At 72.2% G+C, this 24,429-nt stretch carries 22 protein-coding genes and 2 tRNA genes; 8 read left to right on the forward strand and 16 right to left on the reverse strand.

What is annotated here, in order from left to right; translation table 11 throughout:
• The first annotated feature begins 24 nt into the window (after positions 1-24).
• Entirely contained in the window at positions 25-780 is a 756-nt protein-coding gene (locus CF165_RS33455; RefSeq protein ID WP_093951585.1) for a hypothetical protein, read from the forward strand.
• 67 nt (positions 781-847) lie between these two features.
• Here the strand turns inward: CF165_RS33455 and CF165_RS33460 are convergent, their stop codons facing one another.
• Together CF165_RS33460 and CF165_RS33465 are read right to left on the reverse strand one after the other, a co-directional pair.
• Entirely contained in the window at positions 848-2,326 is a 1,479-nt protein-coding gene (locus tag CF165_RS33460) for an amidase (RefSeq protein ID WP_093951586.1), read from the reverse strand.
• A 73-nt stretch (positions 2,327-2,399) separates the two neighbouring features.
• The gene (locus CF165_RS33465; protein ID WP_093951587.1) at positions 2,400-3,407 is read right to left on the reverse strand and encodes an Lrp/AsnC family transcriptional regulator; all 1,008 of its coding nucleotides are present in this window, start codon (positions 3,405-3,407) and stop codon (positions 2,400-2,402) included.
• Positions 3,408-3,508: 101 nt separating this feature from the next.
• On the opposite strand from CF165_RS33465, the gene CF165_RS33470 reads away from it, so the two are divergent.
• Both CF165_RS33470 and CF165_RS33475 read left to right on the forward strand, forming a co-directional pair.
• Positions 3,509-4,690, forward strand: coding sequence for a M20 metallopeptidase family protein (locus CF165_RS33470; protein WP_093951588.1), 1,182 nt, complete (start codon positions 3,509-3,511; stop codon positions 4,688-4,690).
• Positions 4,687-4,854: a hypothetical protein gene (locus CF165_RS33475; RefSeq protein ID WP_093951589.1), complete on the forward strand. Its 168-nt coding sequence runs from the start codon at positions 4,687-4,689 to the stop codon at positions 4,852-4,854. Before CF165_RS33470 ends, CF165_RS33475 begins: the two co-directional genes overlap by 4 nt.
• A 32-nt stretch (positions 4,855-4,886) precedes the next feature.
• Here CF165_RS33475 and CF165_RS33480 read toward each other — a convergent pair whose 3' ends face one another.
• Entirely contained in the window at positions 4,887-5,474 is a 588-nt protein-coding gene (locus tag CF165_RS33480; protein WP_093951590.1) for a TetR family transcriptional regulator, read from the reverse strand.
• 119 nt (positions 5,475-5,593) lie between these two features.
• On the opposite strand from CF165_RS33480, the gene CF165_RS33485 reads away from it, so the two are divergent.
• Complete coding sequence (locus CF165_RS33485) at positions 5,594-6,487, forward strand: SDR family oxidoreductase (protein ID WP_093951591.1); 894 nt, start codon at positions 5,594-5,596, stop codon at positions 6,485-6,487.
• Between the two features lie 197 nt (positions 6,488-6,684).
• Here CF165_RS33485 and CF165_RS33490 read toward each other — a convergent pair whose 3' ends face one another.
• The 8 genes from CF165_RS33490 to CF165_RS33525 all read right to left on the reverse strand — a co-directional run bounded on the left by CF165_RS33490 (position 6,685) and on the right by CF165_RS33525 (position 15,622).
• Positions 6,685-7,896: a vWA domain-containing protein gene (locus CF165_RS33490; protein ID WP_093951592.1), complete on the reverse strand. Its 1,212-nt coding sequence runs from the start codon at positions 7,894-7,896 to the stop codon at positions 6,685-6,687.
• The gene (locus CF165_RS33495) at positions 7,893-9,116 is read right to left on the reverse strand and encodes an AAA family ATPase (RefSeq protein ID WP_093951593.1); all 1,224 of its coding nucleotides are present in this window, start codon (positions 9,114-9,116) and stop codon (positions 7,893-7,895) included. Before CF165_RS33495 ends, CF165_RS33490 begins: the two co-directional genes overlap by 4 nt.
• Before the next feature lie 58 nt (positions 9,117-9,174).
• Complete coding sequence (locus tag CF165_RS33500) at positions 9,175-10,437, reverse strand: hypothetical protein (protein ID WP_093951703.1); 1,263 nt, start codon at positions 10,435-10,437, stop codon at positions 9,175-9,177.
• A 105-nt stretch (positions 10,438-10,542) separates the two neighbouring features.
• Positions 10,543-11,589, reverse strand: coding sequence for an HAF repeat-containing protein (locus CF165_RS33505; RefSeq protein ID WP_093951704.1), 1,047 nt, complete (start codon positions 11,587-11,589; stop codon positions 10,543-10,545).
• A 265-nt stretch (positions 11,590-11,854) separates the two neighbouring features.
• Positions 11,855-13,051 (reverse strand): S1 family peptidase, encoded by a 1,197-nt coding sequence (locus tag CF165_RS33510; RefSeq protein ID WP_167441632.1) that lies wholly within the window; start codon positions 13,049-13,051, stop codon positions 11,855-11,857.
• A gap of 130 nt (positions 13,052-13,181) precedes the next feature.
• Entirely contained in the window at positions 13,182-14,030 is an 849-nt protein-coding gene (locus tag CF165_RS33515; RefSeq protein WP_093951594.1) for an SCO6745 family protein, read from the reverse strand.
• 36 nt (positions 14,031-14,066) lie between these two features.
• Positions 14,067-15,302 (reverse strand): RNA polymerase sigma factor, encoded by a 1,236-nt coding sequence (locus CF165_RS33520; protein WP_093951595.1) that lies wholly within the window; start codon positions 15,300-15,302, stop codon positions 14,067-14,069.
• Positions 15,299-15,622, reverse strand: coding sequence for a YciI family protein (locus CF165_RS33525; protein WP_093951596.1), 324 nt, complete (start codon positions 15,620-15,622; stop codon positions 15,299-15,301). Before CF165_RS33525 ends, CF165_RS33520 begins: the two co-directional genes overlap by 4 nt.
• A 106-nt stretch (positions 15,623-15,728) precedes the next feature.
• Here CF165_RS33525 and CF165_RS33530 point away from each other — a divergent pair, with 106 nt between their 5' ends.
• Together CF165_RS33530 and CF165_RS33535 are read left to right on the forward strand one after the other, a co-directional pair.
• Positions 15,729-16,553 (forward strand): MBL fold metallo-hydrolase, encoded by an 825-nt coding sequence (locus CF165_RS33530; RefSeq protein WP_093951597.1) that lies wholly within the window; start codon positions 15,729-15,731, stop codon positions 16,551-16,553.
• 69 nt (positions 16,554-16,622) lie between these two features.
• Positions 16,623-17,456, forward strand: coding sequence for a hypothetical protein (locus tag CF165_RS33535; protein ID WP_093951598.1), 834 nt, complete (start codon positions 16,623-16,625; stop codon positions 17,454-17,456).
• A gap of 1 nt (position 17,457) precedes the next feature.
• On the opposite strand, the gene CF165_RS33540 is transcribed toward CF165_RS33535, so the two are convergent.
• Positions 17,458-17,533, reverse strand: a tRNA-Ala gene (locus tag CF165_RS33540).
• A 24-nt stretch (positions 17,534-17,557) separates the two neighbouring features.
• On the opposite strand from CF165_RS33540, the gene CF165_RS33545 reads away from it, so the two are divergent.
• Positions 17,558-18,943 carry a vWA domain-containing protein gene (locus CF165_RS33545; protein WP_093951599.1) on the forward strand — a complete coding sequence of 462 codons (1,386 nt, stop codon included), beginning with the start codon at positions 17,558-17,560 and terminating at the stop codon, positions 18,941-18,943.
• Positions 18,940-20,730 carry an AAA family ATPase gene (locus CF165_RS33550; protein WP_093951600.1) on the forward strand — a complete coding sequence of 597 codons (1,791 nt, stop codon included), beginning with the start codon at positions 18,940-18,942 and terminating at the stop codon, positions 20,728-20,730. The genes CF165_RS33545 and CF165_RS33550 overlap by 4 nt, the downstream gene beginning before the upstream one ends.
• Positions 20,731-20,773: 43 nt before the next feature.
• On the opposite strand, the gene CF165_RS33555 is transcribed toward CF165_RS33550, so the two are convergent.
• The 4 genes from CF165_RS33555 to CF165_RS33570 all read right to left on the reverse strand — a co-directional run bounded on the left by CF165_RS33555 (position 20,774) and on the right by CF165_RS33570 (position 24,312).
• Positions 20,774-21,877 (reverse strand): leucine-rich repeat domain-containing protein, encoded by a 1,104-nt coding sequence (locus CF165_RS33555; protein ID WP_093951601.1) that lies wholly within the window; start codon positions 21,875-21,877, stop codon positions 20,774-20,776.
• Positions 21,871-23,190: an SDR family NAD(P)-dependent oxidoreductase gene (locus CF165_RS33560; protein WP_093951602.1), complete on the reverse strand. Its 1,320-nt coding sequence runs from the start codon at positions 23,188-23,190 to the stop codon at positions 21,871-21,873. The genes CF165_RS33555 and CF165_RS33560 overlap by 7 nt, the downstream gene beginning before the upstream one ends.
• A 42-nt stretch (positions 23,191-23,232) precedes the next feature.
• Positions 23,233-23,308: transfer RNA gene (locus CF165_RS33565), tRNA-Gly, on the reverse strand.
• A gap of 152 nt (positions 23,309-23,460) precedes the next feature.
• A complete protein-coding gene (locus tag CF165_RS33570; RefSeq protein WP_500676271.1) occupies positions 23,461-24,312 on the reverse strand; it encodes a DUF72 domain-containing protein in 852 nt (283 codons plus the stop codon).
• Positions 24,313-24,429: the final 117 nt, after the last annotated feature.

A 24,429-nucleotide genomic window follows, 5' to 3' on the forward strand; every position in this document is an offset into this window, starting at 1 on the left:
AAGGGCGAGATCGGGAGGCGAACAGTGGACCCACGCGAAACGTACGCGGCGATGCCCGGCGTCACCGCGCTCGGCGACCTGCCCGACGCCTGGCACTGGGCGACCGCCCCCGGCTTCGACCACAGCGCTGCTGTGTACGACGACGGCAAGCGTGCGTTCCAGGCCTACGCCCTGGATTCGTACGACGAAGGCTTGGCCGTCGCGCTGCTGTCCTTCGCCCGCTCGCACAGCACCGACCTGACCACCGACGCCCCGCTGTCGCCGGCCGAAGGCTTCTCCCACCCGGGATACGGCTTCGACGCGATAGCCGCGGCCGCCCCGCCCCTGCACCGCTTGTACCCGGACGACGCCGAGATGAACGACGCCGTCCGGGCGGTCATCCCGGTCTACCGCTGCGAAGTGGCCGGCGACGAAAGCCTTCAAGACGCCGAATACCGCTACAGCCGCGGCTCCGGCATCCGCGGCACCCGCTGGGACCGCCCGCCGTCCCCGTACCTGAAGTACCGCTACCGCGGCGCCACCGGTGCCGTACAAGCGAAACGCGGTTTCGCCGGGCTCAAATCCATGATCAGCACGGTGACCCGGGGCGAGGGCCGGGACGACCTGTTCGTGGAGTTCGAGAACTACCGGCACGAGGTGTACACGGTCACCTGGACCGATACCTGGACCCTCACCGGGCCGGACGGGGCCGCCACACCGGTCAGCCTCGAGGAACTGCTGGAAGCGGTCAAGGTCGCGCTCTACGGACCGAACCTCGAGCACGCGGACTTCCCCGCCTGAAGTGGACCGCGGTAGCCGCACTGCAGTGCGCCGTCGCCGTGGCGTCGCATGAGTGCGGCCTCGGCTGTCATGGCCGTCCAGTGCGAGCCACGCGCTGCTTCGGTGCCTGGAAGCCGCCGGTCTTCGGCTCGAGCAGTTCGGCCAGCCTCAGCGGGGTGCGGTCCTCGGACATCGGACCGATGAGCTGCACTCCGACCGGCAGACCCTCGGGGGACCGGCCCGCGGGGATGGCGGTGGCGGGCAGGCCGGGCATGGTGGCCAGGCCGGCCCAGACGAGCTGGTCGAAGTACGGGTAGTCGACGCCGTCGATGTCGATGCGCCGTTCCAGCGGATCGGGGTGGTGGTCGTGCGGGAACGCGGGCGTCGGCGTGATCGGGCAGACCACGGCGTCGAACTCGGTGAACAGCTGCCGCCAGCCGTGGCGGTGGACCTCGCGGCGGTTGTTCGCCTCCATCCAGTCGCGGTGGCTGAACACCATGGCGCGCCGCCGCGCGGCGTCGAGACTCTGGTCGGCCGCGCTCAGTCCGGCGACACGAGTCCGCAGCTGCTCGTCCGATTCGACGGGAAAACGTGCGACCGAGCCCGAAACCAGCAACTGCGTGTAGAGCGTCGCCGCTTCGGTCAGGTCGGGCAGCAGCGGGCTGTGCCGTTCGACGCGGGCGCCGCCGTCGGCGAGCGCGGCGGCCACCCGGTTCACGCCCGCCCGCACGGCGGCCCCGGTCGGAATGAGCGGGTGCTCCTCGAGGACCAAGACCCGGAAGTCGCCGAGCCGCTCGTGGCGGGGCGGCGGCAGCGCCAACCGGTACGCCACGCCGCGCGTCAGCGGGTCCGGTCCGGCCATGACGTCGAGCAGGAGCGTGAGGTCGCGGGCGGTGCGCGCCATCGGACCGACGACGGCGAGGTCGAGGTCGACCGGCAAGGCCGGCTCGGACGGCGCGACCATCCCGCGGTTGGCCGCCAGTCCGAGCGTCGGCTTGTGCGCGTAGACGCCGCAGAAATGCGCGGGGGTGCGCAGCGAGCCCGCGATGTCGGACGCGATGGACAGCGCGCCGAACCCGGACGCCAGGGCCGCCGCCGACCCGCCGGATGAGCCGCCCGGTGTGCGAGCGTGGTCCCACGGGTTGGTGGTGGTGCCGTAGATCCCGTTGAAGCTCTGGATGTCCTGCAGTCCCAACGGCACATTGGTCTTGCCGAGCACCACCGCGCCCGCGGCCTTGATTCGCGACACCTGGACCGCGTCCTCGACCGGCATGAAATCGCGGTACGGCGGCATGCCCCACGTCGTGGGCAGCCCGGCGATGTCGTACGACTCCTTGACCGTCACCGGAACGCCGAGCAGCGGCCGGTCCTCACCCCGCGCACGTGCCTGGTCGGCACGGCGTGCGGCGGCCCGCGCACGGTCGAAGTCCGGCACGCAGATCGCGTTGACCACCTCGTCGTCGCGCTCGATACGGGCGATCGCCTCGTCGGTCAGTTCCCCCGATGTCACCGCACCGGCGCGCAATGCCGAAACAAGTTCTCCGGCCGTTCGATAGCTCCATTCCATGAATCCGAAGCTAGCGGCATGCCACAGAGGACACAAAATTCCTTTTCACACAACAGGATCGACGGCTCAATCCTCAGAACGACGCCCACGGATCGACGGGCACCACGTCGAGGATCCGGCCGGTGTCGTCGAGCAGGCAGCCCATTCGTTTGACGGCGTGGAGCGTGACGGCACGGTCGGTGAGGGTGAGCGCGGGGAGCTTTCCGGCGAGTTCCGCTTCCAGGCGTTGAATGTCGCCGAGTGAGCGCAGCCACAGGGTCATCACGAGGTTGTCCGCTCCGGTGGTGGCCGCGCACAGGCGGACTTCCGGCAGTTCGGTCAACGCGCTGGCGGTCCGGTGCAGTTCGCCGGGTGGCACCCGGGCCCAGAACGTCGCGGCGACGGGCCATCCGGTGAGGGGCTGGGCGACTTCGCAGCGCAGTGACAGCAGGCCGCCGCCGATCATCTCGTTGAGCCACCGGCGGACGGTGGACCCGCTCCTCGCCGTGCGGGCCGCGATGTCGGCCGCCGGGCTCCGTCCGTCCTCCATGGCGCCGAGCACTGCCCGGTAGTGGTCCTTCCAGACGGGCCGGCTGCCGGTCGCCAGGGGGACGTACGCCCGCCGCCGCGGCGACAGAGCATCGAGCCGCCAGTGGTTGCCCTCGCCGTAGACGGTGGTGATCGCGTGGGTCCGCGTTCCGCGTAGGCCGGGGAGTTGCTGCAGCTTCTCGAGAACGAGCCGGGACAGCGTCGCCAGGTCGGGGGTCAGCACGGTCAGGAACAGGTCCCGGCCGCTGCTGACGATCGAGATCGAGGCGATCTGCGGGACACGGGACAGCACCTCCACCGCCTGGGCGCGGGCGGTGGGCTGGAGATCCACTTCGATGAACGCGTTGCAGTGGTCCTGCGCCCACAGCCTGACGTCGGGGTAGGCGGTGACCCGGGCGGATCCGGCCTCGAGAAGTCTCTGCCAGCGCCGCGTCGCGGTGACGGCGTCGACGCCGAGCAGCCTGCCGATCTCGTGCCAGGTCGCGCGGGGTGCCGCCTGCAGCGCGTGCACGAGCTTGAGATCCGTCTCGTCGGGTATGAGCACATCCTGCATGTCCAGCCGTCCAGATGAGCGAATTCGGGAATCTGTGACCTCAGCGTGGCACCGGGCGCGAATCTCGGCAAGGAGCCCAGCGACCCCGAGGAGACCGCCCGATGTCCGTGCACGAGGACGCCATCGCGATACGCGACGACATGATCCGGCTGCGCCGCCAGGTGCACGCCGAACCCGAGATCGGCCTGGACCTGCCACGGACCCAGGAAAGAGTGCTCACCGCACTCGACGGGCTGCCGCTGGAGGTGTCGCTCGGTGAGGGGCTGAGCTCAGTGACCGCGGTGCTGCGGGCGAACCGGCCGGGTCCGGTCGTCCTGCTGCGTGCGGACATGGACGCCTTACCCGTGCAAGAGCGCACCGGACTCGGCTATGCGTCCCGTGTGGAGGGTGTGATGCACGCCTGCGGGCACGATCTGCACACCGCCATGCTGGTCGGTGCCGCGCACGTGCTCGCCGCGAGGCGAGACGCCTTGCCCGGAGATGTGATCTTCATGTTCCAGCCGGGCGAGGAGGGCTGGGACGGCTCGGCCGCGATGATCGCCGAGGGTGTGCTGGATGCCGCGGGAAAGCGACCGGACGCGGCTTACGCGCTGCACGTGTTCGCTGCCGCTGTGCCGCACGGGTCGTTCACGGCCCGCCCGGGCACGACGATGGCGGCCTCCGACGGACTCGAAGTCACCGTCGTCGGCTCCGGCGGGCACGGCGCCCGGCCGCATCGCGCGAACGACCCGATCCCGGTGATCTGCGAGATCGTCACGGCACTGCAAACCCTGGTCACCCGCCAGTCCGACATCTTCGACCCGGTGGTGCTGACCGTGGGCTCGCTGCACGCCGGAACGCGACGCAACGTCATCCCCGACACGGCGAGGTTCGAAGCGACCTTGCGCACGTTTTCCGCACCCGCCAAAGCCCGGATCAAGGACGCGGCCATCACCTTGGCCGAGTCGATCGCGCGGGCGCACGGCCTGCGGGCCGAGGTGACCTACGTCGACGGGTATCCCATGACCGTCAACGACCCGCAGGAGACGGCGTTCGTCGCCGGCACCATCGGCGAAGTCCTCGGCGAGCACCGCTTCCACCAGCTGGCCGCCCCACTGCCGGGCAGTGAAGACTTTTCCCGGGTCCTGCAACGGATTCCCGGCGCCTTCGTCCTGCTCGGCGCGGGCGACGGCACCGCGGACAACCACTCGCCGCTGGCCGAGTTCGACGATTCCGTGCTGCCGGACGGCGCCGCCGTTCTCGCCGAACTGGCCCTGCGCAGGGGACGGGGGGTGCCGGCGTGATCGTCCTCGTGCTGTGGCTGGCCGGTGGTGGCGCCCTGGTGATCACCGGCATCGTCCAAGACCAGCCCGTGACGGCGATCTTGGGTGGCGCACTGCTCGCCTTCCTCTTGTGGGGCTTGGTCAGCGGCGGGTCCGGCGATGACGACGACTGCGGCGAGGCCTAGTCAGGCACGAGGTGACTCGGGACGGCGCCCGGTCATCGCGGCATCCGCTCCGACGCCGTGGCGGTCAGGGTCAGCAGTTCGCGCAGCACTTCCGCGGCGATGTCGGTGAGAGAACGCTGCTCGCCCTCGCGAATCCACTGGGTGAACGCGATCGCGAACACGGTGGCGCCCGACTCCGCGGCCAGGGTGGCGGCCACCTCGCCGATGCCTCGCCGGCGCATGGCTTCGGCGACCATGGTGGCGATGCTGGCCAGCTTGTGCCGCTCGCGTTCCCGCAGCGCCGGGTTCTGGTCGATGACCGACTGCCGGGTCCGGGAGTGCGCCCGGCGCTCGTCCGGGAAGAAGGACCCCGCGGACCGCAGCGACGAAGCGACGATCTCGAGCGGGGACGCATCCGGCGGTGCCGCGTCGACGCCGGCGAGGAACGCGTCCACCAGCACCTGCTGCCCGCTGAAGAGGACCTCGCGCTTGTCGCTGAAGTGGCGGAAGAAGGTGCGCTCGGTCAGGCCGACGGACTCGGCGATTTCCATCGTGGTCGTCTGCTCGAACCCGCGCGTGGCGAACAGCTCGAGAGCGGCCTTCTGAAGCCGCTCGGCAGCTCCCGGTTCCCAACGCACCATGCGGCCGAGTGTAGTGATGACAGCGACTGACTTGAAGTGTACGTTGATGTCTGTGACTGACGTCAGTCACAGACATCAGCCGCTCCGCCCGAGGCGGGGCCGTCGAGGGAGATCACCTCATGCACGTTTTCGTCACCGGAGCCTCCGGCTGGATCGGCTCGGCCGTCGTCGACGAGCTGCTCGCCGCGGGCCACGAGGTCACCGGACTGGCCAGGTCCGAAGCGTCCGCCGCCGCATTGGCGGCGAAGGGCACCCGCGTTCGCCGCGGTGACCTGGACGACTTGGCCGGCATCCGCGCCGGCGCCGAGGACGCCGACGCCGTCATCCATCTCGCGAACAAGCACGACTTCGCCAACCCGGCCGTCTCGAACGCGGCCGAACGAGGCGCCGTCCAGACCATCGGCGACACGCTCGCGGGCACCGGCCGTCCGTTCCTGCTCGCCTCCGGTGTCGCCGCCCTCACCCAGGGCCGGCCCGCCACCGAGGACGACCCGTCCCGGTCCCACGGTCCCGACTCGCCACGGGGCGGAAGCGAGAACCTCGCGCTCGAGTTCGTCGAACGCGGGGTCCACAGCGTCAGCCTGCGCTTCGCGCCGAGCGTGCACGGCACCGGCGACCACGGGTTCATCGCGGTCCTCGCCGCGATCGCCCGTGAGAAGGGCGTGTCCGGCTACCCCGGCGACGGCACCAACCGCTGGGCCGCCGTGCACCGCACCGACGCCGCCCGGATGGTCACCCTCGGCCTCGCGAAGGCACCCGCGGGTGCCCGTCTCCACGCCATCGCCGAGGAAGGTGTGCCGACCCGCGAGATCGCGCACGCGATCGGCAGCGCGTTCGACCTGCCCGTCGCGTCGATCCCGCTCGATGAGGTCCAGGCCCACTTCGGGTGGATCGGCACGTTCTTCGGCATGGACCTCGCGGCGACCAGCACCAAGACGCGGGAACTGCTCGGGTGGACGCCCACCGGACCGACCCTCACCGAGGACCTCGCCGCGGGCGCGTACTCGGGGTAGGCGATCAGCCCGTCGATGTGCGGCCCGGCCCCGGATGCGCTTCCGGGACCGGGTCGGCAACTCGGCGGCCCGGCGACCTGCCGGCGCTGGTCGCACAGGCCGCCGGCTGGAACTCCGCAACACGATTCAGCTTCGCGGTGGTGGCAGCGGCACGTGCGCACGGCGGGAGAAAGAAAACGGCGACGAATACGAACCGCTCAGCCCACGGTCACCACCCGCGCCCAAGCAGGGGGCTTGTCCGGCTCGTAGCGAGGCTCGTCCCCTGGCCGCGGCCGGGAGAACAGGCCCACCACCGTCCGGGCGGGCGGTCTTGCCTCGGGCCACGGGGTATGGCCGTCGGTCAGCGCCACGATCACGTCGGGGCGGGGACTGCTGCGTACCGCTTCGGCGAAGCCGGTACGCAGGTCCGTGCCGCCGCCACCCACCAAGGGGATTCCCTCGGCGCGGCACAGCTGCTGCGTGACGTGCGCGGCCGCGTCGCACGACAGCACCGAGACGAGGTCGCGCCGGCCGCCGACCGCGCGGACGATCGCGGCGATTTCGAGGATCGCGCTCCCCAGCTCGGCGTCGCTCACCGACCCGGAGGTGTCGACGATCACGAAGACCTGGGGCGGCCGGCGCCGCAGGCTCGGCATGACGACGCCAGGCAGGCCGGCCGCCCGGCGCGAGGGCCTGCCGTACGTGTAGTCCTCCCCCGCACCGGACATCGCCGAGCGGACCGCCGCCCCCAGCAGTTCCCGCCACGGCTGCGGCGAATGGAACGCCTCCTGCGCCCAGCGCTGCCAGCCCTTCGGCACGGTCCCGGGGCCGCCGTTGATGCCTTGGGCGACCCGGAACCGGACGGCGTCCCGCTCCTGCGCGGTGAGCCCGTGGGCGCCGTCGGCGCCCAGATCCCAGTCGCGCGCCAGCCCGTCGGCGCCGCTTCCGCAGTCCAGCCAGGCGAACCCGTCGGTGTACGGCCCGAGCCGGAACCGGCGCAGGTAGTCCTCCATCAGCTGCCCTTCGGGCAACCTGAGCAGCTCCGGCCGGACCGCGCCCTCGGGCCGGGCCAGCCCGTCGCCGAACACGTCGTCGTTGATTTCGCAGTCCGCGGCGATGTTCATCCGCAGCCGCTCCCCCGGGCCGGTCAGCTCGTGCTTCGCGGCGTACCGGTCGCTGCGTCCGTGATGGTCGCGCAGCAGGTGGGAGACCTCGTGCACCCAGACCGCGGCCAGCTCCGCCAACGGCGTGCGCGCCACGAACGCCGGCGAAACGTAACAACGCCAGTGGCGGTCCACGGCCATCGTCGGCACCCGCCGCGATTCCACCGTGTGCAAGGCGAACAACGCCGTCGCCAGATACGGCCGGTTCCGGACGGCGTGCAGCCGCGCGGCGAAGAGCTTCTCCTCGTCCAGGGTTCCGGGCGTCATCGGTGCTCACCCGCGCCGTCCGCGGCCTGGTCCGCCCGCCGCGACAGCGCCACCGCCCCGGACAGCCGCTCGATCGCCGCCGGCACCTGCCAGTCGTCGCGGCGCAGCGCGGCGAGCGTGGCCGCCGGCACGACCACCAGGTCCGGGGCGCCGGTTTCCAGCGCCCGCACCAGCAGGGCCCACGCCGCGTCCCACCGGGCCTGCTCCGGCCGCTTGCGCACCGCCGCGACCACGCCGTCGAGCACCGTTTGACGCAGGTCGCCGCGCTCGGGCAGCACCGCCGCCGCCGGGTCCGCGAGCAGCACCTCGGGGTCCGGCAGATCCATCCGGTCCAGACTGGCCAGCAGTTCCAGGCCCGGCCCGTCTCCGACGGCGCCGCGCACCAGCATGGACAGCACGTCCCGGGAGACGTCCGCCGCGGTCGCGAACGCGATCAGCCGCAGGGTCATCTCCCAGCTGCGTGGTGAGGGCCACGGACCGCCGCGCCGGGTCTCGTTCTTCGGCAGCTGGTGGACCAGCCCGGGCCGGGCGGTCAGCAGGCCGCAGACCGCGCGGCGGGCGAACGTCACGGCGTCGGGCAGCCGCCGCCGGTCGAGCACGGGCAGCGCCGCCTTCGGCCACGTCCCGCCGAGCCCGCGCACGACGACGTCGTGGTCGTAGGTCCACTGCAGGTGCACGAACCGGTTGGCCAGCGGCGGGCTCAGCTCCCAGCCGTCGGCCGCGGAGGACCGCGGGTTGGCGGCGGCCACGATCCGGACCCCCGGTGGAAGCCGCAGCGCACCGACCCGCCGCTCGAGCACGACGCGCAGCAGCGCGGCCTGGACGGCGGGCGGCGCGGTGGACAGCTCGTCCAGGAACAGGAGCCCGCGGCCGGCCCGGACCAGGCGCACGGCCCAGTCCGGCGGCGCCATCGGCACGCCCCGCTCCGCGGGATCGTCGCCGACCACGGGCAGACCGGAGAAGTCGGACGGCTCGTGCACGCTGGCGATCACCGTGGTCAGCGGCAGTGAGAGCGCCTGCGCGAGGTGGTTCAGCGCCGCGGTCTTGCCGATACCCGGCTCGCCCCACAGCAGCACCGGCAGATCGGCGGCCACGGCCAGCGTCAGGGCTTCCAGCTGGGTGTCGGCCCGCGGCTCGGTGGTCGTGTCGTGCAGCAGGGCGAGCAGTTCGGCGGCGACGTCCAGCGGCCGGAGCGAAGCCGCTTCCGGCGAAATATCCATGGCAGTAGACAGTTTTGATCACCTTTTGTCGAATCGGGGGCCGGGTAGTGGCCGGAAGTCAGCGCGAGGTCGCGTGGCGCGGGCGGGAAGCGCGCCGACGGGTGTCCCTTGTGGACGGAGGTGGTCCGTACCCGGCCAGCCCGGCCCGGTACAGCCCGTGGGTCACCTGGCGGCGCACCGCCGTCTCCAGCTCGTCGCGCAGGGCGCCGTTTCGCAGGTGCGCGCCCGGCCCGAGCAGGCTTTCGACGACGGCGAGGGCGCCGTCGGTGTCGCCGTGGTCCAGCCGGGCCCGGACGTCCACCAGGCTTTCCGGATGCCGGTGTGCCTGGTCGATCGCGCGCAGGCACGGCAGCCGGGTGCCGCCCAAGGCGCCCAGCAGCTCCTCGCGGCGGATCTCGCCGGGGTCGTGGTCCAGCGGGACGAGCACGCCGTTCACCACGCCGATCCGGTGCGTGGCACCACAGCACTCGACGAGGCGGGAATCCGTTGAGCCGCCGGGACTTCGCGCCGCGCGGGCCGGCCGGTCGCCGGGCCGGAGTGCCGACGCGACGAGCGGGTGCAGCCGATCGACGTCGATCGACCCGGCCCGGAGCAGCTCCAGATCGGGCAGGACCCAGGTCGCGGCGTCGGGCAGGACCGGCACCACCCGGCCGCCGGGTGCTTCATCCGGCGGCCCCAGGTTCAGCATCAGCCGGTGCCGGTTGCTGAGCCGCACGGCGACGACGTCGCCATGTCCCTCCGCGCGCAGCAACAGCGCCGCCTCGGCCAACCACCGGTCGACGGCGTACAGCCCATGCCGGTCCCGCAGCTCACTTGCCCTGCGGACGTCCCACAGGTGGCGGTGCAGATCGAGGCGATACCGGCGGTCCGGGCGAGGATGCGGGTGAAGACCCGCCCCGGGCCGGGACGGCATCCACAGCGCCAGGCTGATCCGCTGACCGGCGTCCGCCCACGCCGGCGGCGTCCGGGCGACGAGATGGATCGGGGCGCCGCCGGCCGGACCGTACCGGGCCAGGGACACCGTGAGCCCCGGACGCAACAGACCGTCCGGGCCGATCCTCGGAAAATGCCAGCGAAGCAGGTCCGGGGCCAGGTGCCGCAGATCGGCGCGGATCCGCGTCGTCAGCTCATGGCCGTGGGCTCGCCGCACGGCCCGCAGGTTCAGATCGACGTCGACCCGGGCGGCGGCGCAGGCCCCGGCCCAGTCGCCCACCGTCCGGCGGGCCGTGGCGGACTCGATCATCGACGGCGGCACGGCGAATTCGCGCACGCGCGCCCAGAAAAGCAGGCGGGGGTTCTCGTTCGCGGTCAAGGGGTGCATCAGCACTCACCTTTGGCGAACGGAACCCCCGATCTGTTCGAGTAGGTAGTCATCGCAGCAAGCGTAGCAGGGTGCGGACGACGACGATCTCCGGTTTTCGCCGCGTCAGCGGAGGGTCCAGTACACCGCGTGGTCCTTCCCGGCGGCAGTGGTCGCGGTTCCGACGACGCGGCCGCTGTCGGTGATCCGGTAGGCCTGGCTGCGGTTGCCGCCCGGCAGACCGCCGAGCTGCGTGCGTGCCCCGTTGCGGTACCAGACGGTCGCGCTGCTCTGGAGGCTGCCCACCGCGGTGCCTTCTCCGTCGACTGCTTCGACGTCGACGTAATGGCCGTCGTCGGGCAGGACGGTGAGGTGACCGTCCGGGTCCCAGAGCACCGCCGACGGCGAAGGGGGGTTGAGGTACCCGAAGCCGACCACGTAGCCGGTGGAACCGATCCCGTAGACCCAGACCGAGTGGGGGCTGGACCAGTCCAGCCGGTGGATCGTGCCGTCCCGGTCCCAGGTCGCCGGGACCGGGGGGCCGCTGCTGGTCTCGTTCATCGTCCCGGCGGCGACACCGTGTTCGTTGACGATGTGGGCCCCGCTGCCGTAGCTCTGGGGCGCCAGCTCGGTGATCGGGCCGCCGTCCACCCACCGCACGGCGTGCTGCGTCCCGGCGCGGTTGGCGACGCCCACGATGATGCGGCCGTCGGCGGAGATGTCTTCGGCCATGCCCCAGTTATCGCCGGGAAGCACGCCCAGGTCGGTGACCTGGCCGTCCGGGTCCCAGCGGAAGCCGTGGTACTCGTTCGACGGCGTCAGCCAGTTCCCGACCACGACGTCGGTGTCGCTGATCGCGAACGCGGTGGCGTTGTGGTAGCCGGGCGGGACCTGCAGCGTGGTCGCCTCGCCCTGGGCGTCCCAGCGGGCCGGCACGGCGGCGGTCGCGCTCAGCACGTAGCCGGCGGAAACCCCGTTCTCGTTGATGTCACGCGCCTGCCCGGCGCTGCCGCCCGGCGTCGGCAGGGCCGTGATCCGGCCGTCGGCGTCCCAGCGAACCGGAAGGTCGCGCCGCGGATCGCGGCCCAGCGACGAGACCCCGGCCATCTCGCCAGCGTCGTTGACCGCCAGGACCATGCTGCTGTCGTCGCCGGGCAACGTTCCGAGGTCCACCGGACCGGACGGGGTTGCCTGCGCGGTTCCCGTCAGCGCACCGGAGAACACGGCGACCGACGCCACCAGCGAGCACGCGGATCTTCGGCAATTCCTCAGCACGACGACTCCCCTCCCCCGGCCGGCATCGTCCGACGCACAGCCACCCTTGCCCGCGGACAGTAGTACAAGACCTTCCCGGATTACCCTTGCGGCGACGGCATTCCACACGAATAGCCGACGAACGGGCGCTCACGCCGGACATCGGCGTGAGCGCCCGGAGTGCTTACGCCGGCGGATCGAGAGCGCCGTTGACACTCATCAGTTTCAGCTGGTACGCACGGAGGATCGGGTTGAGCGGCTGGAAGAAGGTCGTGCCGCCGAACGTGCAGTTGCCGCTTCCGCCGGAGGTGACACCTTGCGCCTGCCCGCCGGACATGTACGGACCACCCGAGTCACCCGGTTCGGCACAGGCGCTCGTCCTGGTCAGCCCGACCACCGTGCCTTCCAGGTAGTTGACGGTCTCGTTCTTGGCCTGGATCGTGCCGCAGCGCCAGCCGCTGGTGAAGCCGGACCGGCAGATCGACGCCCCGACCGGCGCTTCCTGCAGGCCCTCGACCCGGACGCCGTCGTCGCTTTGGTAGTTGTAGACCGCGGGCATCCCGAACGGGCCGTAGTCGAAGTCGTAGTTGTCGTGGCTGACCCAGGCGTAGTCGTTGCCGGGGAACACCGATCCGCGGAAGGTCCCGGTGGCGCCGTAGCCCATGGTGGCCGCGTCGCCGGTCCGGCCGCAGTGGCCCGCCGTGATCCAGCCGTTGAGGTGCTGGACGTAGTTCCCGACGGTGAACCCGAGCGAACAGTAGCCCTCCGGAACCGTGAACCGGTCCCCGCCGTAGATGCCGAGCGGCGCCCGCTCGACCGTCCTCGGGGTGTCGGCCGAGACGCTGACCCGCACCACGCCCGGGTCGGCACCGCCGGCCTTGACGAATTCGCCGGCGGCCGCGACGGCATCCGGATGAGCCCGGACCACGACGGTGTTCGTGACCGTGTCGACGTACCAGCCGGACACCGCGCCGGACGGCGGCCGCGGCGCTTTGTCCAATGTGGACTTGATCGTGGCGAGGTCGCGCTCGCTGTGCTTGACGACCTTCGGTTCGGCGCCGGCGGCCCGCACCCGGTCCGCCAAGGCCGGATCGGTGACGGCCACGACGAGGGTGGCCGCGCCCGCGGTGAGCCAGGCGCCACCGAACCGGGTGCCCAGCGCCGCACGGAGATCGCGTTCGGTGCGTCCGGCCGCCAGCTCCCTGTCCACCAATGCTTTCGCCTGGGCGGAACCGAGGTGCAGGTCGCGCTCCATCGCCGCGATCATGGACGGATCGGCGGAGCCGGTTACCTCGTCCGCCTGCGCCGGTACGCCGACACCGGCCAGGGCGAGCCAGACGATTCCGGTTGCGGCGAGGACAGTGTTTCGCCGTCGAGCCATGGTGGAACTCCCTCCGTTTCGACAGCAAGACTGCGAGTGTCGAGCGCGGAGAGACGTGCGGGCTATGTCGTTTCGCGAGAACCGGAAGCCGGTCGCACACCGGGATTTGTCACAGTGCGCAATCCGGTCGCTACTGCCGCGCGAGCGCCCACGGCATGAGTTTCCCGGCGAGCGCCCGGCTGAACGGACGCACCAGTTCCTGCAGTTCGGCACAGGCGGACTCGCCGATGTGAGCGTAGGGGGTGACGCTGTTCTCGTCGGTCGCCTTTTCGATTTCGGCCCGGCGGGCCGCGCCGGTGGCGGTGAACGTCAGTGCGGCGTCGCCGGTGAGCCAGTCCCGCTCGCGGAGGCCGGCGACGGCCCCGGTCCAGTCGTCCTCGGACCAGGCCCGGGAAGTGCGCAGGGTCTCGGCGGGGACGGCCCCGGAGGCGGCGTGGGTGACGAGGGCTTCGATGCCGCTCAGGCCGGCCGTCAGCAGGGCGGCGACGTGGGCGTCGCCCCGGTACTCCCGGAGCAGGGTCTGCGCGTGCCACAGGACCAGGTGCGGCTCGGTGGGCCACGGCAGGGCCGCGTGGGCGGCGAACAGGGGGCGGCCGGTGACGTCGCCGGCGATCGTCTCCGCGGCCGCACGGAGGAGAGTGGCGGCCCGGCTCATCTCGGGTGAGGTGATCGCGTCGCCCAGGATGCCGCGCAGGGCCTGGTCGGCCGCGGCGTGGCGGGCGGCGAGGACGGCGGCCGGGTCGGTCGTGGACCAGGCGGCGGTGATCGACTCCCCGACGAGGACCGGGTTGAAGTTGTAGAAGGTCGCGACCACGACCGGCGCCGGGACCACGCCGAGCGCCGCCGACCTCGACGCGAAGTAGCCGGCGCGGCCGGTGAGACCGAGTTCCTTGTACGCGGCGGCGGCTTCCGGGGCGAAGTAGATCATGCCGTGGTAGGGCTCGATGAGTCGCCAGGTCCGGCGCGCCGCTTCGATCACCGGGTCAACATACCATCCGGTCGGTATGAACAGCGGCTACCGCAATCGGTTGCGACGACGGGTCAGGGAAGCGATCTCGGCGGTGTTGCCGGCCAGGTCGATGGCCTTGTCGTACGCCGCCCGCGAGTCCTGGCTCCGGCCCAGCCGGCGCAACAGATCGGCCCGCGTGGCGTGGTAGGCGTGATAACCGGCCAGCCTGTCCTCGAGCCGGTCGACGGTCGCCAGTGCCACGTCCGGGCCGTCGAGCTCGGCGACCGCGATGGCCCGGTTGAGGGCGACCACCGGCGAGGAGTCGACGCGGAGAAGCTGGTCGTAGAGCGCGAGGACCTGCGACCAGTCGGTGTCGCGCGCGTCGCGGGCGGAGGTGTGCACCGCGTTGATCGCCGCGAGGATCTGGTAGCGGCCCGGAGCCGCGCCGGCGGCGGCAGCGGCCAGGCGTTCACGCACCAGCCGGTGCCCCTCGGCGATCAGCGCCGCGTCCCAGGCTCCGCGGTCCTGCTCGTCGAGGGCGACCAGTTCCCCGCCGGCCGAGACGCGCGCGGGGCGGCGGGCCTCGATGAGCAGCATCAGCGCCAGCAGGCCGGCCACCTCACCGTCGTCCGGCAGGAGCGCCCGGATCAGGCGGGTGAGCCGGATCGCCTCGGCGGTGAGGTCGTGCCGCACCGGGTCGGTGTCCGGACCGGTCGCCAGGTAGCCCTCGTTGAACACGAGGAACAGCGCGGTGAGCACGCTGGAGACGCGGGCCGGGAGATCCTCGGCGGACGGCACGCGGTAGGGGATGCGGGCCGCTTTGATCTTGGCCTTCGCGCGGGTGATCCGCTGCCCCATCGTCGTTTCGGCCACCAGGAACCCGCGGGCGATCTCGGGCACGGTCAGGCCGCCGACCATGCGCAGCGTCAGCGCCACGCGTGCGTCCACCGCCAGCGCCGGGTGACAGCAGGTGAAGATCAGCCGGAGCCGGTCGTCGTCAATGGCGCCGAGCGGCTCGGGCGGGTCGTCGCCGGACACCAGCAGAGCGTCCTTCTGCTTGTCGTCGCGCTTGCTCTCGCGCCGGATCCGGTCGATGGCCTTGCGGTTGGCGGTGGTGGTCAGCCACGCGCCGGGGTTGGGCGGCACGCCGTCGGCCGGCCACCGCTCGACGGCGGTCGCGAACGCCTCGGCCGCCGCTTCCTCGGCGATGTCGAGGTCACCGAAGCGCCTGGTCAGGGCGGCCACCACCCGCGCCCACTCGTCGCGGTGGGCCCGGCTCACCGCCTCGTCGACGTCGCTCACCGGAACGGCCGCACCTCGATCTTCCGATCGCAGGCCTTCGACGCCTCGGCGGCGAGCTTCAGCACCACGTCCAGATCCGGGGCCTCCCACACCCAGAAGCCGGCGAGGTACTCCTTCGACTCCACGAACGGCCCGTCGCTGATCACCGCCTGCTCGCCCCGGTTGTCGACGACCGTGGCCGCGTCGGTGTCGGCGAGCCCGCCCGCGAAGACCCAGTAGCCCTCGGCGATCAGCCGTTCGTTGAACTCGCTGATCGCCGGCTGCCGGTCCGTGCTGCCGGGAGTGCTCTTGTCGTCGATCACGGAAACCAGGTACTGCATCCGAAGCTCCCTCTCTGGCCGGCCGTCATGATCGCGGTTCGCCCGCCTCGGCGCCACCCCTCCATCCTGCTTGCCGCCGGCTCACGCCGGCACTACTGTTCCGCCCGTGCTGACCCAGGTCGCAGAGGGTGTACTCGTCCACACGAGCGAGTTCTGCCAGAGCAACGCCGTCGTCGTGCAGGGCCGGGACGGCTTGCTGCTCGTCGACCCGGGGGTGCTCGGCGACGAAATGGCCTGCCTGGCGAACGACGCCGGCGAGCTGGGCCCGATCGTGGCGGGGTTTTCGACGCACCCGCACTGGGACCACCTGCTCTGGCACGCCGGGTTCGGCACGGCGCCGCGGTACGGCACGGCCCGCTGCGCGGCCACCGTCCGCGAACGGCTGCCGGACGCGCAGGCGAAGGCCCGGGTCGCCCGGATGATGCCGCCGGACATCGTCGAGCGGGTCCCGCTGGACCTGCTCGGGCTCGTCACCGCACTGCCCGCCGAAGCCGTGCGGATTCCTTGGGACGGCCCGGAAGTCCGGATCGTCGAGCACCAGGCGCACGCCCCGGGCCATGCGGCGCTGCTGATCGAGGAGCGCGGGGTCCTCCTCGCCGGCGACATGCTTTCCGATGTCCTGATCCCGATGCCCGACGTGAACGCCGCCGCCGACCCGATCGAGGACTACCTCGCCGCGCTGCGGCTGCTCGAGGACGTGGCGGCCGACGTCGACGTCGTCGTCCCCGGCCACGGGTCCGTCGGCGGAGCCGGTCAGGTACGCGCACGGATCGACCTGGATCGCGCGTACGTGCACGCTCTGCGTGACGGAGGTGGATCCGCCGACCCGCGGATCGGCCCCGCGGCCACGTTCGGCAAGGATTGGCTGCCCGCCGTGCACGAACGGCAACTGCAGGGCCTCGTCGCGAGAAGCAACGCGACGCCCGGCTAACCACGGGCCCGGCAGGCCGCCCGGAAAAACCGCCGCGGTCACGGCGGACGTTCTGCGATACTCACCGCCGTGAAGAGTGGTAACGCCGTGCTGGGGGTGCATTTCCTGCTCTCGCTGATCGAGCCCGTCGACGCCTCCGCGGTACGGCGGCGGCTCGGGATCGGCACTCCGGCGCCGCTCACCGACACCGGCGCCGCCTGGGAGCTCAGGCGGCTGCACGCGCCCGCGTCGGTTCTGCTGTGGATGCTCGAACGGGACGATCCCGGCACGAACCGGCTCGTGTTCCACCAAAGCCACGTGGGCGACGCACTCAAGCGCGACATCCTGCGGGGCCTGCCGTTCGGCGCCGCGGACGGGCCGCTGCCCGTGCGGGTCGATTGCGGGCAGCAGTTCTGCTCGCACGCGGCACCGGCCATCCCGGTCAGTCCACACGGGCTGATCGGCGGGCTGCGCGAGGCACGGACGATGAGGTCGGCCCGGACGGCGGCACGAGCCGTCAGCAAGCCCGACTGGGCCGCGGTCGCCGAGGCGGACCGGGTGGAGCCGCTGCCCGGGTTCACCCGTTGGGCGCTGGCCGAGCGGATCGACTGCCCGCCGCGGCTGCGCGCGCAGTTCGGCTCGCACGCCAAGTTCACCAACCGGCTCCGCAACGCGGGCATCGTCGAGCCACGGGAGTACATCGAGCACAGCCGGCCGCCCCGGGACGTGCTGGCCGTGCTGTCCGTCGGCACCCAGCTGTTCCCGCATCGCGTGGGTGAGGCCGCCGCCTCGCTGGCGCCGGCGGTCCGCGCCGAGCTCGGCGCGAACCTGGACGCGTGGGCGGTGCTGGCGCAGCTGCTCCCGACGTTCGCCGGGACGGTGCCCGAACTGGTGGCCACCTGCGGCGCCATCGCGCGGGTGTGAGTGGCGGGCGGCTGGATTCGAACCAGCGTGTCCCTCCTTGCGGAAGAGGTGCGACTGCCTCTGCGCTACGACCCGCCAGCCCGGATGCTACAGGGGGAAAAGTGAGTCACCGGAAACGGCTGCCGGTCGTCGACCTGACCGACCGGCGGGCGCTGGCGAGCTGGCAGCCCGCCCCGCCCGCGGTGATCGCCGAGGCCGAACGGCTCAAGGAGGCCGCGCTGCTCGACTTCGGGCTCACCGAGTCCGTGGTCGGCTCGTGGCTGTTCGCCAAGTGCCGCCACCAGATCGCCACGACGGCGATCGACACCGCGGCGGTCGTCGCGTCCGGCGACGGCACGTGCCTGCTGCTCTTCAACCCCGGCTTCTTCGCCGGCATCGGGCTGGACGGCGTCAAGTTCGTGCTGTTCCACGAGGCCCGGCACCTGGTGCACCGGCACCTGTTCGCCGAGCCGGAGCTGCGCGACGATCCGGTGTTCACGCTCGCGGCCGAGGTGGTGATCAACCACGTCGCGATCGTGCGGCTGGGCCGGGGACTGCCCGTGCTGGACGGGAAACCGGCCGGCGTCGACCCCGTGGCCGTGCACCGGCGGTACGTCGAAGACCTCACCGCGCAGGGGCTGGAGCCGTTGGCGTACGACGGCTTCACCGGCACCGACCTGACCGTCTACACCGAACTCAAGCGCATGAAGCACCCGCCGGTGCCGTCGCCGTCGTGCGTGCACGTGACCCATCGGCTTCCGCTGGACCAGGAGGCGCTCGACGCGGCCGTGTCGTCGGCGTTGCTGAACTCGCTGCTGGCCGCCCGCCGCGGCAACGACCGGGCCGGGTCCGAGCTGCTCGACCTGATGGGCCGCACCGAGGACACGGCGAGCCGGATCTGGGGCAACCTCGGCGCGGGTGCGCTGCGGGGCGTGACGGCGAAGACCGGCAAGGTCGACTGGTGGCAGCGGTGGCTGGCCGACGTGCTCGGCTCGAAGCTGCGCGAGGGCGAGCGGCTGGTGTACCCGAAGAAACGCGGCGCGGTGCTGGCCGCGCTCGGCCACGAGCCGATGCTGTCGCGACGCGGGCCGGTGCGGGACAAGGTACTGGTCATCGCGTACGACACGTCCGGGTCGATGCCCTCGAGCGTGGTGGACTGGATGACCGGGCTGGTCGGCGGGATCGACGGCGTGCGGGCGCACTGGCTGGCTTTCGACGGGGTGGTCATGCCGTTCCGGCCGGGTGAACCGGTGCTCGGCGGTGGCGGCACGAGTTTCCAGGCCGTGGTCGACTACGTCGAGGGACGGTCCACAGTGGAGGGAAAGTCCTTCGAGGACCGCCCGGACGCCGTCGTCGTGCTCACCGACGGGTACGCCCCGCCCGTGACGCCGGCCGAGCCGGACAAGTGGATCTGGCTGATCACCGAGGGCGGCGACGACTGGCCCGACGCCCACACACCACCGATGGCCTGCCACCGCGTGCGGCCCGTGACCGGAAGAACCCGATGACCGAGACCTCGCGCCACCGGACCGCGCCCGAAGGCGGCTCCCGGCTGACCCGCTTCATCGACGCGATGATCGACATCGGCCAGACCGGGCAGATCTTCGGCACGCACGGCATCGGCAAGACGGCGACCTTCTTCTCGCACATCGCCGAGGCCCACCCCGGCACCGAGCTGGTGTTCGTGCCCGCCGCCAACCTCACGCCGGACGATCTGCTGATCAACGCGCCGGTGCGGGAGAACGGCGAGTTCGTGCTGCGGCAGCTCGTGATGAGCCAGTTGCGGCCGGGCAAGCCGTTCGTGCTGCTGATCGACGACTCACTGCAGGCGGCGGAGACGATCCAGTCGCAGCTCATGCAGGTCGCGTGCAACTGGACGCTGGGCGAGTTCGACCTGCGCGCGCTCGGCTGCATCGGCGTCTTCCTGACCGACAACGAGTCGCTCGCCGAAACCGCCGCGCGGCGCAGTGACCTCGCGATCCTGGACCGCATGGTCACCGTGCGGGTGACCGCCGACGACACGGCGTGGCGCGGCAAGCTCGCGGCGCGTCACCACGGCTGGGACCTGGGTCCGTTCTTCGGTGTCCGGGCGTCGCTCGGACCGGAGTTGCGCGAGTTGCTGTCCCCTCGCACGATGGAGCACGTCCTGGCCCTCGCCCGGGAGAAGTTCCCGCTGCGCTGGGCGCTTCCGCTGGTCAACGGCGAGCGGCTGCGGCTGGCGGAGACGCGCGGCAAGAAGAGCGTGGACCGGACGTCCGAGATCCTCGACAAGCTGGCCGGCGCGCTGGGTGTGCCCAACCCCGCCACCGTCCCGGATCCGGTCCGGCAGGTGCTGCGGGCCGCGCTGCGCAACCGCTGGAGCGTGCTGCTGCAAGGGCCGCCCGGCTGCGGCAAGACCGAGCTGGTGCGCGAGACGCTCCGCGCCGGGCTCGGCCGCGACCCGCTGTACTTCTCGTTGCCGGTGACCAACGTCGAGGACCTGTGCGCGCCGATCCCCACCTCGGACGGCACGTTGGAGAACCTGATGGCGCAGCCGTTCACCGGCCGCGCGCCGAAGGCGATCGTGTGGGACGAGTACAACCGCCCCAAGGACAAGGCGGCGTTCGCCCGGTTGATGGAGATCACCCAGGAGTGGTCGCTGGCCGGCCGGCCGATCGAGAACCTGCGAGCCCAGGTGGCGATCCAGAACCCGCCGTACCACCTGGGACGCAAGCTCCTGGTGTCCCGCAACAACATCGCGCAGGCGACGCGGTTCACCGCGTCGCTGGTGGTCGAGCCGGCCGACATCCCGGCCAACGAATGGCTGATCCGCAAGTACGGCGGTGTGGCGGAAACCGTGCTGGAGTGGTGGAAGCACGACATCGACGACGAGGGCCGCGAGTGGATCACCAAGCGCACCATCGAACGGCTCGTCAAGCTGCACGAGCGTGGCCTGCCCCTCGAACAAGCCACGATCTACCTCGGTGACGGCGAGTACGCGCCGGTGCCGCTGACCGCGCTGGTCGACCGGCTGGCCAACCGGCCGGTGACCGGGCTCGCCGAGCTGGCCCGGCAGGCGGACCGGTGGGTGGAGCGCCTGCGGTCCGAATCGGCGTCGGCCGAGGGCGGCGACGGCGGTGACCTCGTGCACCAGGTGCTCGCCAACGCCGAGCTGTCCCAGCTGCGCCGGCACCGCAAGGTCGTCGCGCGGCTGGTCCCGCTGCTCCCGCCCAAGCTCCGGGCCACCTACCTCGTCGGCGTACCCGACGACCGGCAACGGTTCTGGGTCGACGTCTTCACGAAGCTGCCTCGCTAACTCCCCCAGCCGCGCCGCTGCCAACGAACCTCGGACGCGCGACCTAGTCCCCGCGGTGCACACTGCGCACCGCCGCCACATCGGCGGGCACCTCAGGCCGTTCGGGAACCTCGGCGCTCGCCGCGTCGAGCCGCCGCCTGATGCTGGTGGCGACGCCCTTGCCGAGCACGAACCGGGTGGGCGTGGCCGCTCGCCGAGCGCCGTCCAGCAGCCGGTGGGCGGCCCGGCTGTCGAGCCCGGTGTTGCTCAGCACGAGGTGCCGCAGCCGGTGCGGCCGCTCCGCGAGCGCGTCGGCGATGGCCGTCGTGGCGGTCTCGTCCAGCCGGTTGTCCCGGGCGTCGAGGACCTTCGCGGCCTTCACTCGCCCGAGATCGCACACCTCCACCCCGGCGCGGGCCGCCGCGATCACCAGCCCGGCCGTCGCCTGCGGGCCGATTCCGTTGCTGGCCAGGGAGATCCGGCGCAGGCTGCCCGGCTTCAGTGCCGAAGCGATGGTGTGCGTGCCCTCGTCGCCCAACTGGGCCGCGGACACGTACAGCTCGGTCACGGCGCCGGCGGCCAGCAGGTCCGCCAGGTGGGCCGCCCCGGCCGGGCCGAGCGGATTGCCGCCGAGGTAGAGCCGCTCGATGCGCCGGCCTTCTCCGGCCGCGGTGAGGAGCGCCGCCACCACCCGCGCCACGCCGGTGGCGTCGAGTCCGGTTTGGACGAGATCCAGGGTGCGCAACGACCGGGCGGCCTCGATGAGCGCGGCCGCCGCGTCGCCGTCGCCGACCGGGTTGCGCTTGAGCCAGACCCCGGTCACCCGCCCGGCCTGCGGCGACATCCGCAGGCTGTCCGCGATCCGGCACACGCCGCCCGCGGTGATGCCGTTGCAGCCCAGGTAGAGCGTCTCGACCTCGCGCTCGACGGCCTGCCCGGCGACCTCCGCCGCGCCGTCGCCGAGGCCGTCCGTGCCCAGCAGGAGATGCTTGATCACCCCGGGCCGCAGCGCCTCGGCCACCAAGGCCGCGCCGTCCGGGCCGAGCGCCGACTTGCACAGGTCGAGCCGGCCGTCGGGCAGCACCGTGCCGGTCGGGAAGTCCCGCCGTTCGGCGGTGACCGCGCCGGTGCGCAGCCACGCCAGGAGGGGTTCGAGCCGGTTCACCACGCCGCCTCCCGGTAGTCCTTGAGGAAGACCCCCGCGCTCGGCGCACCCCGCTCGCCCCGCACGATCGGGTCGTACACCCGGGCGGCACCGTCCACGATGTCCAGCGGCGTGCGGAACCCGTCTCCGGCGACCCGGGCCTTCTTCGGCAGCGGGTTCTCGTCGGTGATCCAGCCGGTGTCGACCGAGCACATGTAGACGCCCCGCTCGGCGAGTTCGGGCCCGCTGGTGCGGGTCAGCATGTTGAGCGCCGCCTTGGCCATGTTCGTGTGCGGGTGGCCGGAAGTCTTGTTCCGCACGGCGAACCGGCCCTCGACGGCGGTCACGTTGACGACGTACCGGCGCGGGTGCGGTGAGGCCAGCAACAGCGGCAGCAGCCGGTCGCACAGCAGCGTCGGCGCGAGCGCGTTGATCAGCTGCGTCTCCAGCACTTCCGCCGCGTCGAGTTCGCCCACGCGGACCGACCACGAGTTGACCGGGGCGCTGTCCGGCAGCAGCCCCGCCTCGTCGATCTCGGCGAGCGCGAGGGCGCCCCGGCTCGGCCCCAGGGCCAGCATCGGGCTGAATCCCGGGGCCAGCAGGACGTTCGACGGCAGTACGCCGGTCTCGCCGTCGATCAGCGCCGCGTAGGACCCGGGCGGCCGCCGCACGGTCTGGGCGGCGTTGTTGACCAGGATGTCGAGCGGCCGGCCGTCCGCGCGCAGCGACTCGGCCAGGCCGAGCACCTGGCGGGGATCACGCAGGTCGACGCCGAGCACCGTCAGCCGGTCCAGCCACCGCGCGCTGCCGGGCGCCGCCTCGAAGCGGCGCTGGGCGTCACGCGGGAAGCGGGTCGTCACCAGCAGTTCGGCGCCGTCCCGCAGCAGCATCAGCGCCAGCTGGAACCCGATCTTCACCCGGCCGCCCGTGAGCAAGGCGCGGCGTCCGGTCAGGTCCGTGCTCGCTCGCCGGCGTTCGGCGTTGTCCTGCGCACAGGGTGGGCAGAGCCGGTGGTAGAAGGCGTCCGCGAGCCGGTAGGGCTCCTTGCAGACGTAACAGCGCCTCGGCCGGGCCAGCGGTCGGGCCATCGCGTCCGGGGCCTCCCGCAGGGGCGCGTCCTCGCGCCGGTCCAGGGCTCCCGTCGCCGTCGCGGCGTCCACGGTCGCGTCCGCTTCGGCGCGTTCGGCCGCACGGACCTTCTTGCGACTCTGCCGGCCCTCGCGGGCGAAGGACTCCGCCACCCGCTCGGCCTTCAGCCGCACCGGATCGTCCGACGGCAACGCCCGCAGCCGCGCGACGGTCTCGTGGAACACGGCGAGATCGGCCTCGGTGATCATGCGGTTCCCCCCTCCTGCGGTCCCCGCACCAGGACCGGGCCTGCCAGAGCGGCCGGATTCGAACCGGCGTGTCCCTCCTGGGAAAGGAGGCGCGGCTGCCTCTGCGCTACGCCACTGGCATTGGCCGGATCGTATCCTGCGCCTGCTCCGGCGTTACGACCACGGCATCGGCGGCCAGGGCGGTTCCTCCAGCCGGAGCGTGTCGCGCGCGCCCGCCCACCAGCCGGCCGCGACGATCACCGGCAGGCACGCCGCGGCGCGCACCCGCGCTCAGAACAGGGTCGCCGGCTCGACCGGCTCCGGCTCGGGCAGCGCGTCGAGGCCGGGCACCAGCGCTCGCACGTCGTCGTGGAACCGGCGGGCGAGCGCCGGCGCGACGTCGTTGTCGGGGGTGTGCACGAAAACCGTCGGCGACCGGCCCTCACGCAGCCAGCCGGCGACCACCGCGGTCCACGGCCGCCACCCCTCGACCGTCTCCTCGACCGAGTCCCGGCCCAGGTAGCGCACGATCGGCCGGTCGGTCAGCGCCTTCGTCCGCCGCGGCAGCCGCGGTTTCTTGGCCCAAGCATCCCGTTCGGCCTCGCTGGACGGCGGTCGCTGGAAGAAGACGGTGGTGTCGAAGGGCACCCACTCGGCTTCCGCACCGGCGAGTGTCCCCTCCAGCCGCGACGCCGAGCCGGCATCGGTGAAGAACCCGGGGTGGCGCACCTCGACCGCGCGCCGGCGGTCGGCGGGCAGCCGCCGCAGGAAACGGCCGAGGGCGTCGACGTCCGAGGGGCTGAACGAGCCAGGCAGCTGCGTCCACAGGACCGCCCGTTCGCCGAGGGGTTCGATCGCGTCCAGGAACGCCCGCATCTCGGCCTCGACCCCGGCGAACCGGCGCTCGTGCGTGACGACCTTGGGCAGCTTGACCACGAACCGGAAACCGGGATCGGTCTGCTGCGCCCAGGCCGCGACGGTGTCCCGGGCGGGAGTGGCGTAGAAGGTGGTGTTGCCTTCGACGGCGTTGCACCAGCCGGCGTAGGCCCGCAGGCGCTCCTTGGCCGGCAGCGACGGCGGCAGGAACCGCCCGGGCCACGCCTTGTGGGTCCACATCGCGCAGCCGACGTGAAGACGTGCCACTGGGTCAGCTCCCCTCGATCGGGCCGGACATCCGCTCGCGCCGCCATTCTGCCCCGGCGCGAGTCCGGCGGTTCAGCAGCGCAGTTCGGCCGCCGTTGCCACGGACCGAACGCCCCT

Source organism: Amycolatopsis vastitatis (genome assembly GCF_002234595.1).
Classification (GTDB): Bacteria; Actinomycetota; Actinomycetes; order Mycobacteriales; family Pseudonocardiaceae; genus Amycolatopsis; species Amycolatopsis vastitatis.

What these genes read in the sequence shown, in the direction of transcription:
- CF165_RS33460 (WP_093951586.1), bottom strand. Translation starts at nt 2,326, where the DNA reads ATGGAATGGAGCTATCGAACGGCCGGAGAACTTGTTTCGGCATTGCGC.
- CF165_RS33510 (WP_167441632.1), bottom strand. Translation starts at nt 13,051, where the DNA reads ATGGCTCGACGGCGAAACACTGTCCTCGCCGCAACCGGAATCGTCTGG.
- CF165_RS33470 (WP_093951588.1), top strand. Translation starts at nt 3,509, where the DNA reads ATGTCCGTGCACGAGGACGCCATCGCGATACGCGACGACATGATCCGG.
- CF165_RS33500 (WP_093951703.1), bottom strand. Translation starts at nt 10,437, where the DNA reads ATGCACCCCTTGACCGCGAACGAGAACCCCCGCCTGCTTTTCTGGGCG.
- CF165_RS33490 (WP_093951592.1), bottom strand. Translation starts at nt 7,896, where the DNA reads ATGACGCCCGGAACCCTGGACGAGGAGAAGCTCTTCGCCGCGCGGCTG.
- CF165_RS33480 (WP_093951590.1), bottom strand. Translation starts at nt 5,474, where the DNA reads ATGGTGCGTTGGGAACCGGGAGCTGCCGAGCGGCTTCAGAAGGCCGCT.
- CF165_RS33485 (WP_093951591.1), top strand. Translation starts at nt 5,594, where the DNA reads ATGCACGTTTTCGTCACCGGAGCCTCCGGCTGGATCGGCTCGGCCGTC.
- CF165_RS33525 (WP_093951596.1), bottom strand. Translation starts at nt 15,622, where the DNA reads ATGCAGTACCTGGTTTCCGTGATCGACGACAAGAGCACTCCCGGCAGC.
- CF165_RS33560 (WP_093951602.1), bottom strand. Translation starts at nt 23,190, where the DNA reads ATGATCACCGAGGCCGATCTCGCCGTGTTCCACGAGACCGTCGCGCGG.
- CF165_RS33550 (WP_093951600.1), top strand. Translation starts at nt 18,940, where the DNA reads ATGACCGAGACCTCGCGCCACCGGACCGCGCCCGAAGGCGGCTCCCGG.
- CF165_RS33495 (WP_093951593.1), bottom strand. Translation starts at nt 9,116, where the DNA reads ATGGATATTTCGCCGGAAGCGGCTTCGCTCCGGCCGCTGGACGTCGCC.
- CF165_RS33465 (WP_093951587.1), bottom strand. Translation starts at nt 3,407, where the DNA reads ATGCAGGATGTGCTCATACCCGACGAGACGGATCTCAAGCTCGTGCAC.